This is a genomic window from Staphylococcus sp. NWU MK-U1, assembly GCF_033283505.1.
In the GTDB taxonomy this organism is placed as follows: domain Bacteria; phylum Bacillota; class Bacilli; order Staphylococcales; family Staphylococcaceae; genus Staphylococcus; species Staphylococcus haemolyticus.
Genome location: NZ_JAVSMG010000010.1, coordinates 45418 through 61098, shown reverse-complemented (window position 1 = coordinate 61098; position 15681 = coordinate 45418). Strand labels below are relative to the sequence as shown.

The 15681-nt window shown below is 34.0% G+C and carries 20 protein-coding genes and 1 riboswitch; of the genes, 2 read left to right on the top strand and 18 right to left on the bottom strand.

Annotation, left to right across the window (positions count from 1 at the left end):
- The first annotated feature begins 46 nt into the window (after positions 1-46).
- Positions 47-688, top strand: coding sequence for an HD domain-containing protein (locus tag SBL16_RS11310; RefSeq protein WP_107611867.1), 642 nt, complete (start codon positions 47-49; stop codon positions 686-688).
- A gap of 64 nt (positions 689-752) precedes the next feature.
- On the opposite strand, the gene yidC is transcribed toward SBL16_RS11310, so the two are convergent.
- The 7 genes from yidC to SBL16_RS11275 form a co-directional block, all read right to left on the bottom strand.
- Positions 753-1628 carry a membrane protein insertase YidC gene (yidC, locus tag SBL16_RS11305; protein WP_037538790.1) on the bottom strand — a complete coding sequence of 292 codons (876 nt, stop codon included), beginning with the start codon at positions 1626-1628 and terminating at the stop codon, positions 753-755.
- 88 nt (positions 1629-1716) lie between these two features.
- Positions 1717-2355, bottom strand: coding sequence for a thiamine phosphate synthase (gene thiE, locus SBL16_RS11300; RefSeq protein WP_107611865.1), 639 nt, complete (start codon positions 2353-2355; stop codon positions 1717-1719).
- 1 nt (position 2356) lies between these two features.
- A complete protein-coding gene (thiM, locus tag SBL16_RS11295) occupies positions 2357-3148 on the bottom strand; it encodes a hydroxyethylthiazole kinase (protein WP_107611864.1) in 792 nt (263 codons plus the stop codon).
- Positions 3141-3962 (bottom strand): bifunctional hydroxymethylpyrimidine kinase/phosphomethylpyrimidine kinase, encoded by an 822-nt coding sequence (thiD, locus tag SBL16_RS11290; RefSeq protein ID WP_037538797.1) that lies wholly within the window; start codon positions 3960-3962, stop codon positions 3141-3143. The genes thiM and thiD overlap by 8 nt, the downstream gene beginning before the upstream one ends.
- The gene (gene tenA, locus SBL16_RS11285) at positions 3955-4644 is read right to left on the bottom strand and encodes a thiaminase II (protein WP_037538799.1); all 690 of its coding nucleotides are present in this window, start codon (positions 4642-4644) and stop codon (positions 3955-3957) included. Before tenA ends, thiD begins: the two co-directional genes overlap by 8 nt.
- 75 nt (positions 4645-4719) lie before the next feature.
- Positions 4720-4822, bottom strand: a riboswitch (TPP riboswitch).
- Between the two features lie 110 nt (positions 4823-4932).
- On the bottom strand, positions 4933-5640 hold the full coding sequence (locus SBL16_RS11280) for a transglycosylase family protein (RefSeq protein ID WP_107611863.1): 708 nt from the start codon (positions 5638-5640) through the stop codon (positions 4933-4935).
- A 337-nt stretch (positions 5641-5977) separates the two neighbouring features.
- Positions 5978-6376 carry a single-stranded DNA-binding protein gene (locus SBL16_RS11275; protein WP_011275249.1) on the bottom strand — a complete coding sequence of 133 codons (399 nt, stop codon included), beginning with the start codon at positions 6374-6376 and terminating at the stop codon, positions 5978-5980.
- Between the two features lie 188 nt (positions 6377-6564).
- Here SBL16_RS11275 and SBL16_RS11270 point away from each other — a divergent pair, with 188 nt between their 5' ends.
- Entirely contained in the window at positions 6565-7008 is a 444-nt protein-coding gene (locus tag SBL16_RS11270; protein ID WP_011275248.1) for a YwpF-like family protein, read from the top strand.
- 50 nt (positions 7009-7058) lie between these two features.
- Here the strand turns inward: SBL16_RS11270 and fabZ are convergent, their stop codons facing one another.
- The 11 genes from fabZ to atpB all read right to left on the bottom strand — a co-directional run bounded on the left by fabZ (position 7059) and on the right by atpB (position 15679).
- A complete protein-coding gene (gene fabZ / locus SBL16_RS11265) occupies positions 7059-7496 on the bottom strand; it encodes a 3-hydroxyacyl-ACP dehydratase FabZ (protein ID WP_016931213.1) in 438 nt (145 codons plus the stop codon).
- A gap of 39 nt (positions 7497-7535) precedes the next feature.
- Positions 7536-8801, bottom strand: a complete 1266-nt coding sequence (gene murA / locus SBL16_RS11260; protein ID WP_016931214.1) for a UDP-N-acetylglucosamine 1-carboxyvinyltransferase — start codon at positions 8799-8801, stop codon at positions 7536-7538.
- A 108-nt stretch (positions 8802-8909) separates the two neighbouring features.
- Positions 8910-9143 (bottom strand): DUF1146 family protein, encoded by a 234-nt coding sequence (locus SBL16_RS11255; protein ID WP_011275245.1) that lies wholly within the window; start codon positions 9141-9143, stop codon positions 8910-8912.
- A 127-nt stretch (positions 9144-9270) separates the two neighbouring features.
- A complete protein-coding gene (locus SBL16_RS11250) occupies positions 9271-9672 on the bottom strand; it encodes a F0F1 ATP synthase subunit epsilon (RefSeq protein ID WP_011275244.1) in 402 nt (133 codons plus the stop codon).
- Between the two features lie 20 nt (positions 9673-9692).
- A complete protein-coding gene (atpD, locus tag SBL16_RS11245) occupies positions 9693-11105 on the bottom strand; it encodes a F0F1 ATP synthase subunit beta (RefSeq protein WP_011275243.1) in 1413 nt (470 codons plus the stop codon).
- Positions 11106-11126: 21 nt separating this feature from the next.
- Positions 11127-11993 carry an ATP synthase F1 subunit gamma gene (gene atpG / locus SBL16_RS11240; RefSeq protein ID WP_107611861.1) on the bottom strand — a complete coding sequence of 289 codons (867 nt, stop codon included), beginning with the start codon at positions 11991-11993 and terminating at the stop codon, positions 11127-11129.
- A 31-nt stretch (positions 11994-12024) separates the two neighbouring features.
- Positions 12025-13533 (bottom strand): F0F1 ATP synthase subunit alpha, encoded by a 1509-nt coding sequence (gene atpA / locus SBL16_RS11235; protein ID WP_107611860.1) that lies wholly within the window; start codon positions 13531-13533, stop codon positions 12025-12027.
- A gap of 20 nt (positions 13534-13553) precedes the next feature.
- Positions 13554-14093 (bottom strand): F0F1 ATP synthase subunit delta, encoded by a 540-nt coding sequence (locus SBL16_RS11230; RefSeq protein ID WP_107611859.1) that lies wholly within the window; start codon positions 14091-14093, stop codon positions 13554-13556.
- Positions 14093-14623 carry a F0F1 ATP synthase subunit B gene (locus tag SBL16_RS11225; protein ID WP_016931216.1) on the bottom strand — a complete coding sequence of 177 codons (531 nt, stop codon included), beginning with the start codon at positions 14621-14623 and terminating at the stop codon, positions 14093-14095. Before SBL16_RS11225 ends, SBL16_RS11230 begins: the two co-directional genes overlap by 1 nt.
- Before the next feature lie 85 nt (positions 14624-14708).
- Entirely contained in the window at positions 14709-14921 is a 213-nt protein-coding gene (gene atpE / locus SBL16_RS11220; protein WP_011275238.1) for a F0F1 ATP synthase subunit C, read from the bottom strand.
- Between the two features lie 32 nt (positions 14922-14953).
- Entirely contained in the window at positions 14954-15679 is a 726-nt protein-coding gene (atpB, locus tag SBL16_RS11215) for a F0F1 ATP synthase subunit A (protein WP_107611858.1), read from the bottom strand.
- Positions 15680-15681: the final 2 nt, after the last annotated feature.

Here is a 15681-nt window from a genome sequence, read left to right as displayed (position 1 = left end):
AATAATACTTAAGTCCCGAACTCATCTGAACAATAAGGAGATTAAAATGGATGTAACACGACAAATAGAATTAGCGCATCGTTATATGAAAGATTTTCATAAAAGTGATTATTCTGGTCATGATGTTGCACATGTAGAACGTGTAACGTCACTAGCTCAAACAATCTCTAAATGCGAGCAACAAGGAGAATATTTAATTATCACATTATCTGCATTACTTCATGATGTCATTGATGATAAGTTAACAAATAAAGCCAATGCTTTAGATCGTTTAAAAACATTTTTAAAGAACATTCGCGTATCTTCTGATCAACAACAAAAGATTATTTACATCATTCAACATTTAAGTTATAGAAATGGACAAAATAATCATGTAGACCTTCCAATTGAAGGACAAATTGTTAGGGATGCAGATCGACTAGATGCGATTGGTGCTATTGGTATTGCTAGAGCATTTCAATTTTCAGGCCATTTTAATGAGCCAATGTGGACAGAATCACCACATAGTGACATACCTAATATTGAAACGATTACTAATTTAGAACCTTCCGCTATACGTCACTTTTATGATAAATTATTAAAATTAAAAGATTTAATGCATACTGAAACTGGTCGAAAATTAGCTAGAGAAAGACATACGTTTATGGAGCAGTTTTTAAATCAATTTTATAAAGAATGGCATATATAAAAAAAGGTCGATACCCTACGTAGGGATATCGACCTTTTTACTTACTAGTTTCAATTAAACTAATTTATTTTTTCTTTTTATTATTCTTAGAAACGACTTGAGTGTTTTTACCTTTTTTATTTGAGTTACTATTATTTTCCTCAAATTTTTCAATCATTGGCGCAACTTCTCTTTGAGCAACTTTTTCATAGTACATATTGGCGAAGTATGTTTGAACAATCAAGAATGCCGCACTGACTGACCAATATAAACCTAAAGCTGAAGCCGAACTTAATGAAATCCAAATAATCATGATTGGTGATACAATCATCATCATATATGTCATTTGACGTTGTTCTTGAGGCATTTGCTTACTTGATACCCAAGCTTGGATAAAGTAAAGCACACCGGCAATGATAGTAATCCAAATATCAGGATGTATTAAATTAAACCATAAGAAGTGAGGATGTTCTGCAATACCGCCACCAATACGGTAACGTAATACAAAGTATAATCCCATGACAACCGGCATTTGAATTAATACAGGTAAACATCCTAATGCACTCTTCATTGGATTAATATCGTATTTCTTATAAACTTCCATCATTTCTTGGTTTGCTGCCATTTTCTCTTCTTGAGTACGTGCACGTTTAACTTTCTCTTGCACGCCATCAACTTCTGGTTTGGCAACTTTCATTTTTTCACGCATCAAATGACTATTTTTATAGTTTGATAGCATGAATGGTAACAAGATAATACGTATTACTAAAACTAATACGATAATTGCAATACCGTAGTCATCGTTAAATACTGAATGGCCTAACCAATGTAATACTTTAGACATTGGTTCTACGAATGTATTATAGAAAAATCCATCTCTATTACTAGATTTAGAATAGTCACATCCGGCTAAAAAGACCATTACCCCTAATAACAAAGGTAGTAACGCTTTCTTCTTCATTTTTACACCTCTATTGATATATTCACATAGGGATTATTTTATCATAGTAACCGTTTACTAGAAAACAAAAAAAGAAAAATTTTATTATTTATTTGAAATAACTTTTCATTTTAGTAACAGTCTTGTCAATATTATGACTACGTGCAATCGCTGAAATAACTGAAACACCATCTGCATCATTTTGAGCAATAGGTTCAATATTGTCTTCTGTTATGCCTCCAATTGCTACCATTGGTAACGAAGGATTGATGTTCTTTAATGTAGCAATCATTGATGGACCTACTGGTGCGTTAGCATCATTTTTAGAGATTGTTGCAAACATAGGTCCAACTCCAATATAATCAACATGTTCTAAATCCGAATGATAATATTCTTTCTCATTTCCAATGCTAAGCCCAATGATTTTATCTTTAAATCGTTCAGCAAAAGACTTCACATTTTCATCATTTTGCCCTACATGAATACCGTCTGCATTTATTTTTTCAGCTAAATCAACGTCGTCATTTACAATAAATGGTACTTGATAGTCATGACATAGTTTTAATAAATCAATTGCTAAATCTTCTTTCGCAACACCATCTAATGATGTTGGCCCCTTTTCACGGAATTGAAAAAGGGTAATTCCAGCTTCTAAAGCTTGCTTTAGTATTTCTCTAATATCTTTTCCTTCTGGAACATCTTGCGTACCGCAAATAAAATAAACGTTTAATAATGATGAATTAAACATATTATTCAACCTCTTGTCTTTTGACTTGGTGTTGGTAAGTATTAAAGTCAATGTTATACATTTGATCTAACAGTTTGGGTAAAAATGTACCTGGTCCATTCACTTGTTGATCCTTTTCAGCAATTTCAGCAGCAATATTATAAATGCTCACTGCTTCTTCTAACACTTGTAGTGTTGGATTTTCTTCTCTAAATAAGAAACTCGCTACAATACCACCGAGTAAACATCCAGCACCAGTAATTTTAGCTAATAAAGGTGACCCATTAGATAACTTGACAACTTTGCCACCTTGGACAACAACATCATCTTTACCTGTTAACACGATGGCTGTATTCAATTCCTCATGGGCTCTCTTAGCTATTTCAACAACATCTAAGTCAGTTTCACCATCTGTACCTTTCATCGTTGTAGTCGAATCTACTAACGTTAAAATTTCTGAGGCATTTCCTTTAATTACTGATACTTTCACTTCTGATAAGAATTTTTGGCAAAATGCTTTACGATATGAAGATGCACCAACTGCCACTGGATCAAATACAATCGGTGTTCCTTGTTGATTCGCAATTTTACCAATTTCCAATATGTCTTGTTCATTTGCTTTAGTCATCGTGCCAATATTAATAAGTAATGCACCAGCGACTTTATAAAATTCCTTCGCTTCTTCAGGTGCTTCACTCATTGCTGGGCTCGCGCCGATACTGAGTAAACCATTGGCTGTAAAATTCTTCACGACATCATTTGTATAACATACAACTAATGGGTTCTCTTGTCTCAAACGTTCTAAGTTATTCATCATCTAAACCTACTTTCTTCATATAAGCAAAATGGTTCACTGGCCCTCTACCTTGACCAATCTCTGGCGTATATTGAATACTTAATGAAATAAATTTCTTAGCTTTTTTTACCGCTTCATAAATTGATTTACCTTTTGCAAGTTCTGCAGTAATTACAGCTGAAAATGTACATCCGGTGCCGTGAGTATGTTTTGTATCAAAGCGTTGATCTTCAAAAGTATATACATCATCCTTAGTAAACAAGAAATCTTTGGCATTGTTTAAATCAGCAGAATGCCCACCTTTTATAACGACGCCTTTACTACCTATCTCGTTAATAAATATGTTACCAGCTTTTCGTATATTTTCTTCAGTGTCTATTTTGATACCAGTAATTTCCTCTGCTTCAGGAATATTAGGCGTAACGACATCTGCTAAAGGTAGTAATGTATTCTGTAAATGTTTCTTAGTATCATCATCCATAAGTGAATCACCACTTTTAGCAAGCATAACTGGATCAATAACGTATGGAATATCTGAATGTTGTTTCAAATAATGTTGGATTAACTCCATTGTTTCATGAGTTGCAATCATGCCTGTCTTAATAGCATGTGGTAATTCATCATTAAAGACACTGTCTAATTGTTCTTGTACCCAACTTGTCTCAAGATTATGGATGTGTTGAACGCCTTTAGTGTTTTGCGCAACAATACTTGTTATTGCTGCCATACCGTAGACGCCACAGGCATGAAATGATTTTAAATCGGCCATCACACCAGCGCCACCTGATGGATCAGTTCCTGCAATTGTTAAAGCAATTTTGGGTTTATGCATTTTTGTCGCCTCCGAAGTTCCACTGTTCATTAATATAAGCCATATTAAAGAAATTACGTTCATGTATAGTACTTTGTAAGAAACTTTCTTTAATATCTTTTTTCTCTTGTTCTGTACAATTTGCTGTTAATTCATCTAATAAATTGTCAAATACTTCGATTAATGGTCGCATTTCTGTGCTATAGAAATCAAACCATTTCGCTGTTACTGAATCTCTATTTAGATTTTGATCATCTAATGCCATTTTAGCTACTACTTCATATACATAAGGACAAGGTGCCATTGCAGCTATAGTATACGCAGCATTTTCATGTGCATATGCGTGATAATACATATGTTTAATATAATGATCTCCACTAGGTGGCCATACTTTTTCTTTAACAATTTCTTCATAAGGTTCGTTGATATAATCTGCTAGGATTTCATGTGCCTCAACCTCACCATCAAGCATAAATTCAATTTGTTCAACTAAAAATTTAACATCCTTCATTGATGGCGCTTTTGGGATAAGAAGTGCATATAAATTTGTAAATTCTTTCAAATATGATGCATCTGCTCTTAAATATTGACGTACTGCTTGAGCATCTAAATCCCCTTTTAATAGGTCTTGTATAAAACCATCATTATAAATTTCTTCAATAATAGGTTGCGCAGCCTCTTTAATCTCAGTTGAAAATGTCATATTAATCCTCCTTAAAATTAAAAAATGCTACATTTCAACGTAGAAATGTAGCTATCATTCAATAAAGAGAACGTAACATTTACATAACTACTTTCCTACGTTGGTGCTAACCAAATCAGGTTATAAGGGTCTGAATTAATCATCTCAGCCATTTACTATGGCTCCCCTAGTAGCATTAATTTATTAATTTAACAATATCAAAATGACTGCGTTTTATCAAACAAAACAAAAAAGAGTGGAACAAAATTCACTGTTCCACTCTTACTTTAAAATGATTAAATTACTATATTATGCAGTTACCCATTGTGAAGCGCCTGCAGTGTTATATAATTTAACTGCTGCAGCATCTTGTACGTCTTCAGGAGCTTGTGCTGGTGAAACACCTTTATATTCATCAGGAGCTACTGAATCCCAAGTAGATTGTAGGAATTGATATTTACCTGCTGCACCTGAACTTGGGTTGATAGCAGTAATGTCGCCACCAGATTCACGTTGTGCAATTTGTTGTAAATGACTGTTAACATTTACAGAAGAACCACTTGAAGTATTGTTATTTGAAGAACTTGAGTTAGAAGTTGTAGCTTCAGTTTGTGGTTGTTGTGTTTGTTCAGTTTGAGGTGCTTGTTGAGTTTGAGTTGGTTGAGCTTGACTAGATTGTTGTTGTGAACCAACTTGTTCAGCTGAAGTTTGATTAGAAACAGTTGAAGCTTGTGCACTTACATCTTGTTGTTGAGAAGCTTGACCTGATTGTGCATAGTTCCAACTCCAATTAGTACCATCTGATTCAAAATGGTAAGTGAAACCTTCATAATCAAAAGTTACATTGTAAGCACCCTCTTGGATAGGGCTATCATTTAATGATTGATCATTTGATTGAGCTAATTGAGCTAATTCTGCTTTATTTACTTGAGCTTCGCTCGCATCTGCGTGTCCAGCGTTGCCAGCAACTACTCCTAAACCTACTGCTAATGATGAAGCAATAATTGTCTTTTTCATAATATATATATCCTCCTAAGAATGTTTGTGTCTTAATTAATTTTATAAGTAACACTTTAACATCCATAAAATCATAGTAGGTTACAGTGAAATAAAAAAAGACAGGACTTTTTTACATAGAAATTACATTAGTAAAACCATAATTATTTCAATTGCAAACTATCATGACAGTTTTGAATAGGTATATAAACATCTTATCTTTGTAATATTTATGAAATCTTTCAGATAATTAAATGGATAATTTAATAGCCTCCCTTATAAATTCTTTATATAAGAGAGGCCATGAGTATAATTAAAAGAAGTTTTTATAGTAAATAGGGATGGAGTTATTAGAACATTAGTTAACATCAATCACTTCAAGGTGATCAAAGGAATAAGCGTCTTCATCATATGAGGTGTTAGGAAGAATATTATCGTTTTTAGATTTAGGGGACATAAATTTAATTGTTTCAACATATAATTCAGTCACAAAGTGCGTTTGGCCATCTTTATCGTATTTACGAGATCTCATTTGTCCTGTAATACCAACTAAAGTGCCTTGGTCTGTATATGATTCTATATTTGTTGCTGTTTTACCAAATGCCTTACAAAAAATATAATCACAAGCTATTTCATTATTTTCATCTTTATAATTACGTTCAGTTGCAACACAGAACGTAGCTATCTTCACCTCCTCGTTTTCAAATATTTGTGCCTTTTTGGTCAATCGACCTACTATCACAATTTTATTTAGCATGTGTCACCTCCTTCTATAACTATATTATTCATTTATAATTTAGGCGTCAAAATTCTATTTTTAATATTTTTATTCCTCTTAATACACAAAGTTTGATATATTTAAAGAAAATAATTGTAAAACTCATATTAGATTATTAATAATTTCATTTTTTTGCATAATTTTAAATTTTTTGGGGATGTGATGAAGTGAAGACATTTAAAGCTGTACGTTTTCAAATCGTAAACGAGAATGGTGGAATAACTGAATTCGAGTTAGAAGATGGTGTAATCATTAATAAAGAAAATAGTGGCACAGGTTGGCTCTTAGAGGTTGTCATTTCAAATGCACATTATGAGACAATGAAAAAATATTATGATGATCAAACTTTATTGGACATTAGAGTCGTGATAACGCGTCCTTCAAATGATCCCGCTTTATTTGATGCCACAATTAAAAGCATTTCTGAATTCGAAACAACAATGTCAATAGTATTTGACTGTCATATTTATACTTTACGTCAAGTATATGCAGAGAGTTTATTAGAACAGTTAATTGATGAAGGTCTTTCTGGTGAAGAGTTAAAAATAACATTCAATCGAATGATGCAATCAAAACCAAAACTTAAAGAAGAAAAATTTGAGAGAGAATAAAAAATTGCCTCCTAACACTTTATTAAGTTAGGAGGCAATTTTTTTATTATTTAGGCATCTTGAATTGCGAAAGTTAGTTCACAACTGCAAGCTAATTGTCCATCAACAGTTGCTTTAGCTGTACCTTTTCCAATCGGACCTTTAATTTTAGTAATTTCTACTTCTAACATTAAAGTATCACCAGGAGTTACTTGCTTTTTAAATCTACATTTATCAATACCTGCAAATAAAGCAATTTTACCTTTATTCTCTTCACTGTTAAGCATAGCAACAGCCCCTGTTTGAGCTAATGCTTCAGTAATTAGTACGCCAGGCATTACAGCATAATCTGGAAAGTGTCCTTGGAAAAATGGCTCATTACCAGATACTTGTTTTAAGCCCACACATCTTTTGCCTTCTTCATATTCAACTACACGGTCAATTAGTAAAAACGGTTGTCTATGTGGAATGATTTGTTTAATTTGATTATAATCGAAAATTGTTTCCATAATGTAAGTCCTCCAGAAGTTTATACGATAATTATCTTATTAATCATTTACTCTTTCAATGTTGGCGCCCAATGATTTTAATTTCTCATGGAAATTAACGTAACCACGGTCTAAATGTTTCAATTCAGTAACCTGGGTTGTACCTTCAGCTACTAAACCAGCTAATATTAATGCCGCAGCTGCACGTAAATCCGTTGCTTTAACTTGAGCACCTTGTAATTGACTCTTACCTTGTATTTTAGCGCTTCTGCCTTCTACAGTAATATTTGCATTCATACGTCTGAATTCGGCAACGTGCATAAATCTATTTTCGAAGACTGTTTCAGTTATCACTTTATGACCTTCAGCTGTTAATAATAACGCCATCATTTGTGATTGCATATCTGTTGGGAATCCAGGATGTGGCAATGTTTTAACGTCAACTGGTTTAAGTTCATCCTCAGCAGTGACTCTTACACCATCTTCTTGGAAATCTAAATTAACACCCATTTCTTCTAGTTTATAAATTAAACTAGTCATGTGTTCCTTCACAGCGTCTCTAACAAATACATCACCACGTGTAATTGCAGCAGCTATGATAAGGGTACCTGCTTCAATTCTATCTGGAATAATTGAATGTTCAACACCTCTTAATTTTTCGACACCATGAATTGTAATAGTATCAGTACCAGCTCCGGTAACTTTACCACCCATTTCATTGATATAGTTTGCTAAATCAACAATTTCAGGTTCTTTAGCAACATTTTCAATTACTGTTTTACCCTTTGCAAGTGAAGCAGCCATAATAATGTTTTGAGTTGCACCTACACTAGGGAAATCCAAATGAATATCTGTACCTTTTAAACCATCTTTTGTACTTGCATAAATATTTCCATTTTCAAGGTGAATTTCAGCACCTAGAGCTTCAAAACCTTTAATATGTTGCTCTATTGGTCGTGCACCAATTGCACAACCACCTGGTAATGCGACAATGGCATGTCCTAATCGAGCTAGTAAAGGACCCATAACCAATATGCTCGCACGCATCTTACTAACATATTCATAAGGTGCCTCTTCTTTTAATGTTGTAGATGCATCAACTAATACAGCACCTTCTTCTTTGTTATACTCCACATTAGCGTTTAATGTTGATAACACATTATTTATTGTTACAACATCACTTAGATCTGGAACGTTAACAAGTTTACTTTGACCTTCTGATGCTAACAGTGATGCAGTTAGTACTGGTAAAACTGCATTTTTAGCTCCTTCAACTTTAACTTCTCCAGTTAGGCGATTGCCACCTTTTATAACTATTTTATCCATAATAATCCTCCACTTTAAACTCCTATTACTATCATCATTTCCCGATTTTCAATCAATTATTTATTTATTTATTATATCCATTTTTAAAAAGAATTTACAATAACCTCATTATTGAAATAAAAATTTCACTTGTGTTGAGAATTGTAATAAATCAATTAAAAAATTACTAACAGCTGTACCCAATAATACCGCTAAAAACATTAGACAAACTTGTACTTGAGTAGCATAGCCTTTTTTAAAAAATTGATCTAATTTAAGAGAGTTTAATGCCCAATAAGCTATACAAATACACAGAACATGTAAAATTAAGTGTACTATTGCAAATTGTCCAATATAATCCATGACATTCTCTCCTTTTAGATTTCTGTACTATATTGTACATTAAATAAGCACAGAATGATACTAATCGTGACTATGATACAACATAAAAAAGGTTTGAAAACTAAAGTTAGTTTCCAAACCTTTTTTATTATTTTAATTCTGCTACGCGTAAGCGGTTTTCAGCTCTTGCCAACGCTCTTTTAGCTCTGTTTATATCACTGTTATCCTGATCTTCTAAATGAGATTGTGCTCTTTGACGAGCTAATTTAGCTCGTTCTACATCAATTTCACTTGCAGTTTCAGCTGTTTGAACAATGACAGATACTTTATGTTGTCTAATTTCAACAAAGCCACCACTAACAGCTATATATTCAGTACCATTTCTAAAATTCACTTTTACATGGCCTGTTTTTAATGCGGCAACTGTCGGAATATGCCCACTCATGACACCCATTTCACCAGCTGTAGTTTGAAAAACAACTAATTCAACGTCATCTTTTTCGTAGACTGAACCATTAGGAGTGACAATATCAAGATTAACTGTACTCATTATCTATACCTCCTAATTGTTTAGACTTCAACACCCATATCTTTTGCTTTGGCAATTACATCTTCCATACTTCCAACTAAACGGAAAGCATCTTCAGGAATATGGTCATATTTACCATCTAAAATGTCTTTAAAATCAGCTACTGTAGTTTTAACAGGAACGTATGAACCTTTTTGACCAGTGAATTGTTCTGCTACATGGAAGTTTTGTGACAAGAAGAATTGAATTCGACGTGCACGTTCTACAGTCAATTTATCTTCTTCTGATAACTCATCCATACCTAAAATAGCAATGATATCTTGTAATTCTCTATATTTTTGAAGTGTTGATTGGACATCTCGTGCCACTTCATAATGCTCTTGACCAACAATTGCTGGTTCTAATGCTCTTGATGTAGATGCTAAAGGATCCACGGCAGGATAGATACCCATCTCAGTTAATTTACGTTCTAAGTTAGTTGTAGCATCTAAGTGAGCAAATGCAGTTGCTGGCGCTGGGTCAGTATAGTCATCGGCTGGTACGAATACAGCTTGAATTGAGGTTACTGAACCTTTATTCGTTGATGTAATACGTTCTTGTAATTGACCCATTTCCGTAGCTAAAGTAGGTTGATAACCTACAGCTGAAGGCATGCGTCCTAATAATGCTGATACTTCCGAACCTGCTTGAGTAAATCTGAAAATGTTATCGATGAATAACAGAACGTCTTGTCCTTGTTCATCACGGAAATACTCAGCCATTGTCAATGCAGAAAGTGCCACACGCATACGTGCACCAGGTGGCTCGTTCATTTGACCAAATACCATTGCTGTTTTCTTAATAACACCACTATCTCTCATTTCATAATATAGGTCGTTACCTTCACGTGTACGTTCACCTACACCAGCAAATACTGAGATACCACCATGTTCTTGTGCGATATTATTAATCAATTCTTGGATTAAAACGGTTTTACCAACACCGGCACCACCAAACAGACCGATTTTACCACCTTTGATGTATGGTGCTAACAAGTCTACAACTTTGATTCCAGTTTCAAGAATTTCTACTTCAGTAGATAATTCGTCAAAGTTAGGTGATTGTCTATGAATTGGATCACGTCTTACTGAACCATCTAATTTATCTTCTAAATCAATTGTGTCACCTAATACGTTAAATACACGTCCTAAAGTTACTTCGCCAACTGGTACTGAAATGTCTTTTCCAGTGTTCTGAACTTCCATACCACGTTGAACACCATCTGTTGAATCCATAGCAATTGTACGGACAACGTCATCACCTAGTTGTAATGCAACTTCAAGCGTTAATTCAAAAGTACCATCTTCTTTGGGAACTTCGATGATTAAGGCGTTATTAATTTCAGGTACTTCATTATGTTCAAAACGAACGTCAATAACAGGACCCATAACCTGAGTTACACGGCCATTACTCATGTTGTTTCCTCCTTTAAATTATTATTCAAGTGCTGCGGAACCACCAACAATTTCAGTGATTTGTTGAGTGATTTCAGCTTGTCTAGCTCTATTATATTGTAATGATAAGTCATCAATAAGTTCAGTTGCATTATCAGAAGCATTTTTCATTGCAGTCATTCTCGCTGCATGTTCACTAGCCTTAGCATCTAAAATCGTTCCATAAATTAAACTTTCAACATATTGAGGAAGAATAACACTTAGGATAGACTCTTTATCAGGCTCAAATTCATACGAAGACATTTGACCTTGACCTTGGCTAGAATCTTCACGAGATAATGGTAAAACTTGTTTAGTTGTTGGTTTATTCTCAAGAACACTAACATAGTGACTATAATAAATTTTTAATTCGTCAATATGTTCTTCACTGAATAAGTCAATCGCATGTTTAGCAATTGCTTGTATTGATTTAAATGAAGGTTGATCAGGAACATCAACAAGCGAATTCTCAATTTCATAACCTCTATTTTTAAGGAAATCAACACCAGATTGACCCAATACAATAATGCTATATTCGTCACTACTAGTATGCTTTTCTTTAATGTCATTAATAAGTCGTTTTAGTACATTTGAACTATAAGCACCTGCTAAGCCTTTATCACTTGTAATAACTAGGTAGCCACTACATTGAACTTGTCTAGGTCTAAGCATAGGATGACTAGAATTTTTACTAGCACCTGCAATTGCAGTAATAGCATCTTGCATTTTCTCCATATAAGGTTCAAATTGTTTAGTGTTTTTTTCAGCTCGACGTAATTTTGAACTTGATACCATGTTCATCGCTTTGGTAATTTGTTTCATTTTTTTCGTCGATTTAATACGACCATCTATTTCTTTTAATGAAGCCATTATCTCACCACCCTTTCAATTTAAAGTTTAATTATTCAGATTTGCTAAAGCTTTTCTTGAATTCATTAATAGTTGCTTCAAATTTATCATCAGATGGTAAGCCACCAGTTTCTCTAATTTCATTTAATAAGTCTGAACCATTTGATTTAGTCCAACTATTCAATTCATTTTCAAAACGTGTGATGTCTTCTACAGGAATATCATCTAGGTAACCTTTTGTTAATGCATAGATAATTAAAACTTGATTTTCAACAGGAAGTGGTTTGTTTTGATCTTGTTTCAAGACTTCAACCGTACGTTTACCTCTTTCAAGTTTTCTAGCTGTAAATTCATCTAAATCAGAACCGAATTGTGCAAATGATTCTAATTCTCTATACGAAGCTAAGTCTAAACGTAGTGTACCTGCTACTTTCTTCATCGCTTTAATTTGAGCAGATCCACCTACACGTGAAACTGATTGTCCTGCGTTAATCGCTGGTCTTACACCTGAGAAGAATAAATCAGATTGTAAGAAAATTTGTCCATCTGTAATTGAAATTACGTTAGTTGGTACGTATGCAGAAATATCCCCTGCTTGTGTTTCAATGATTGGTAACGCAGTAATTGAACCGCCACCTAAATCATCATTTAGTTTAGCTGCTCTTTCTAATAATCTACTATGTAGGTAGAATACGTCACCTGGATACGCTTCACGACCTGGTGGTCTACGTAATAATAATGATAACTCACGGTAAGCAGCAGCTTGTTTAGTTAAATCATCGTAAACGATTAATACATGTTTACCATTGAACATAAACTCTTCACCCATAGTTACACCTGAGTAAGGTGCAATGTAAAGTAATGGTGAAGGTTCAGATGCTGAAGCTGAAACAACAATTGTGTAATCTAATGCACCAGCTTGACGCAATTTTTCTACATTTGCACGTACAGTTGAATCTTTTTGACCAATTGCTACGTAAATACAAATTGTATCTAAACCTTTTTGGTTTAAGATTGTATCAATACCGATTGTTGTTTTACCTGTTTGTCTATCTCCGATAATTAACTCACGTTGACCGCGTCCAATTGGAACTAGTGCGTCAATCGCTTTAATACCAGTTTGAAGTGGTTCGTCAACAGATTTACGAGCCATTACACCTGTAGCTTTTTGTTCAACAGGACGTGTTTTAGTTGTATTGATAGGACCTTGTCCATCAATAGGTTGACCTAGTGGGTTAACAACACGACCAATAAGTTCTTCCCCTACTGGAACTTCCATAATACGTCCAGTACGTCTAACTTCGTCGCCTTCAGTAATTTCAGTATATGGTCCTAAAATAACTACACCCACATTTGATTCTTCAAGGTTTTGAGCTAAACCAAGAACACCATTTGAGAACTCTACTAGCTCACCAGCCATACAGTCATTTAATCCGTGAATTAATGCGATACCGTCACCAATTTGGAGTACCGTACCAACATCAGTTACAGACATTTCAGACTCATAATTTTCAATTTGTGAGCGAAGTAATGCACTGATTTCTTCAGCTTTTATGGCCATCTATGTCACTCCTCTTTATTTTAGTTTACTCTTCTAAATTTGCGTTCGATTTGTTCTAAATCTTTTTTAACACTGCCATCTAGCACAGTAGTACCAACTTTAACTCTAAATCCTCCAATTAATTCTGGATTTATTTTCGTAGTAATATGTACTTGTGATAAATTAGTTTGTTTTAAAATTAAGTCTTTAATGCGATCAAGTTCTTCATCACTTAATTGATAAACTGATTCAACAATTGCTGAATCTTCATTATGATATTCATTATATAAACTTTTGAATTCTTTAAAAATTGAATTGATAAGTACTAAATGACGATTATTAGCTAATATCATTAGCATATTTTTTAAGTAATAATTAGCATCTCCAAAAACGATACCAACAAATTTGCGTCTTTCAGAAGCTGGTTGGTTTGGATTTGAGTCAATTGCTCTTAAATCTTCACCATAGTTTCTTGTAGCTTCACTAACTTCACTCAATTCATCATACATTAAATCTAATCTGTCTTTATCAATAGCGACGTCAAATAATGCTTTAGCGTATTTATTTGCTACATTTGTCATTATTTATCGCCTGCCTCTTTTAAATACTTATCAACAAGTTCTTTTTGATCTTGTTCTGAAATTTCTTTTTGAAGTACTTTAGAAGCAATCAATACTGATAATTCAGACACTTGATTGTTAATATCCGCTAATGCACGTTCTTTCTCGCTATTGATTTCACTTTGAGCAGTTTCAATCATACCGTTTGCACGAATATTTGCTTCATGAATGATTTCTTCATGTTGTTTACGTGCTTGAACTCTAGCATCTTCTAAAATACGTTGAACTTCATCTTGAGTTTGTTTTAGTGTCTTTTTGTTTTCTTCTTCAAGTTTTTGTGCATTTAATTTTGCTTCTTCGGCTTCATCAATGTCTCTGTTGATGTCACGTTCACGTTTATCCATTACTTCTTTTAATGGACCCCAAGCAAATTTCTTAAGTAGTGCTAGTAATATAGCAAATGTGATAACTGTTACAATTACAGTACCCCATTCAACACCACCACCTGCTGCACCTAGAACGAATGAATTAGTTAATGCATTCACTGGCATTTGACACTCCTTTCATAATTAATCACCACTTGCCATTAAATAAAACGAACGGCGAAGATCCAAGTGACTTCGCCATGAAATTTTCTTATTGGAAAAGAGTCATGAATGCGATTACAACACCGATGATAGGTAATGCCTCAACTAAACCAATACCGATGAACATGATACTCATTAATTGTCCACGTGCTTCTGGTTGGCGAGCTACACCTTCTACTGTTCTTGAAACGATAAGACCGTTACCGATACCTGCGCCTAGTGCTGATAAACCAATTGCAATTGCTGCTGCGATTAAACCCATATTAATAATTCCTCCTAAAATGTTTGTTTAAGTTAATGTGTGTCCGCTACTTTGTGGGACATGTAAACCATTGAAAGCATGATAAATATATATGCCTGGATTGAGCCAACAAAGATTGAAAATCCTTGCCATACGATTAAACCTGGAATACCTATAATCCAACCCCAAGCACTACTTACAACTAAACCGGCTAATAATGAAAGTAATAATTCACCGGCAAAAATATTACCGTATAAACGTAGTCCAAGTGTTAGTGTTGAAGAGAATTCTTCAAAAACATTGATAATTGCTAAGGGCCAGAATGGTTTGAAGTAATTACCTATGTATGCCTTAGTACCACGCATTTTCACACCATAATAGTGTGTAAGTAATATCATCATAGTTGACAATGTCAATGTGACTGTTGCATCTGCTGTTGGTGATTTCCACCATAGATAATGATCTTTAGTCACTATAGCAAATGGTAACCCTAACATGTTTGCAACAAAGATAAATAATATCAATGTTACAGCTAAGAAGTGAAAATGACCACCTTTTTTCCAAGCCATATTACTCTCAATGATGCTTCTCACAAAGTCAAAGATCCATTCGATAAAATTCTGTTTACCTGATGGTCTTTTCTTTAAATTACGTGTACAAATAATAGCTATAAGAAAAACAATGATTGCTGTAATAACTAACATCATGATGCTTGCTAAATTGAAAACGAGATCAAAACCAAACACATTCCAACTCACGAGCGGGTTTTTGTGATCCATGT

Coding starts and splice junctions, on each gene's coding strand:
- SBL16_RS11310 (WP_107611867.1), top strand. CDS start 47: ATGGATGTAACACGACAAATAGAATTAGCGCATCGTTATATGAAAGAT.
- yidC (WP_037538790.1), bottom strand. CDS start 1,628: ATGAAGAAGAAAGCGTTACTACCTTTGTTATTAGGGGTAATGGTCTTT.
- thiE (WP_107611865.1), bottom strand. CDS start 2,355: ATGTTTAATTCATCATTATTAAACGTTTATTTTATTTGCGGTACGCAA.
- thiM (WP_107611864.1), bottom strand. CDS start 3,148: ATGAATAACTTAGAACGTTTGAGACAAGAGAACCCATTAGTTGTATGT.
- thiD (WP_037538797.1), bottom strand. CDS start 3,962: ATGCATAAACCCAAAATTGCTTTAACAATTGCAGGAACTGATCCATCA.
- tenA (WP_037538799.1), bottom strand. CDS start 4,644: ATGACATTTTCAACTGAGATTAAAGAGGCTGCGCAACCTATTATTGAA.
- SBL16_RS11280 (WP_107611863.1), bottom strand. CDS start 5,640: ATGAAAAAGACAATTATTGCTTCATCATTAGCAGTAGGTTTAGGAGTA.
- SBL16_RS11275 (WP_011275249.1), bottom strand. CDS start 6,376: ATGCTAAATAAAATTGTGATAGTAGGTCGATTGACCAAAAAGGCACAA.
- fabZ (WP_016931213.1), bottom strand. CDS start 7,496: ATGGAAACAATTTTCGATTATAATCAAATTAAACAAATCATTCCACAT.
- murA (WP_016931214.1), bottom strand. CDS start 8,801: ATGGATAAAATAGTTATAAAAGGTGGCAATCGCCTAACTGGAGAAGTT.
- SBL16_RS11255 (WP_011275245.1), bottom strand. CDS start 9,143: ATGGATTATATTGGACAATTTGCAATAGTACACTTAATTTTACATGTT.
- SBL16_RS11250 (WP_011275244.1), bottom strand. CDS start 9,672: ATGAGTACAGTTAATCTTGATATTGTCACTCCTAATGGTTCAGTCTAC.
- atpD (WP_011275243.1), bottom strand. CDS start 11,105: ATGAGTAATGGCCGTGTAACTCAGGTTATGGGTCCTGTTATTGACGTT.
- atpG (WP_107611861.1), bottom strand. CDS start 11,993: ATGGCTTCATTAAAAGAAATAGATGGTCGTATTAAATCGACGAAAAAA.
- atpA (WP_107611860.1), bottom strand. CDS start 13,533: ATGGCCATAAAAGCTGAAGAAATCAGTGCATTACTTCGCTCACAAATT.
- SBL16_RS11230 (WP_107611859.1), bottom strand. CDS start 14,093: ATGACAAATGTAGCAAATAAATACGCTAAAGCATTATTTGACGTCGCT.
- SBL16_RS11225 (WP_016931216.1), bottom strand. CDS start 14,623: ATGCCAGTGAATGCATTAACTAATTCATTCGTTCTAGGTGCAGCAGGT.
- atpE (WP_011275238.1), bottom strand. CDS start 14,921: ATGGGTTTAATCGCAGCAGCAATTGCAATTGGTTTATCAGCACTAGGC.
- atpB (WP_107611858.1), bottom strand. CDS start 15,679: ATGGATCACAAAAACCCGCTCGTGAGTTGGAATGTGTTTGGTTTTGAT.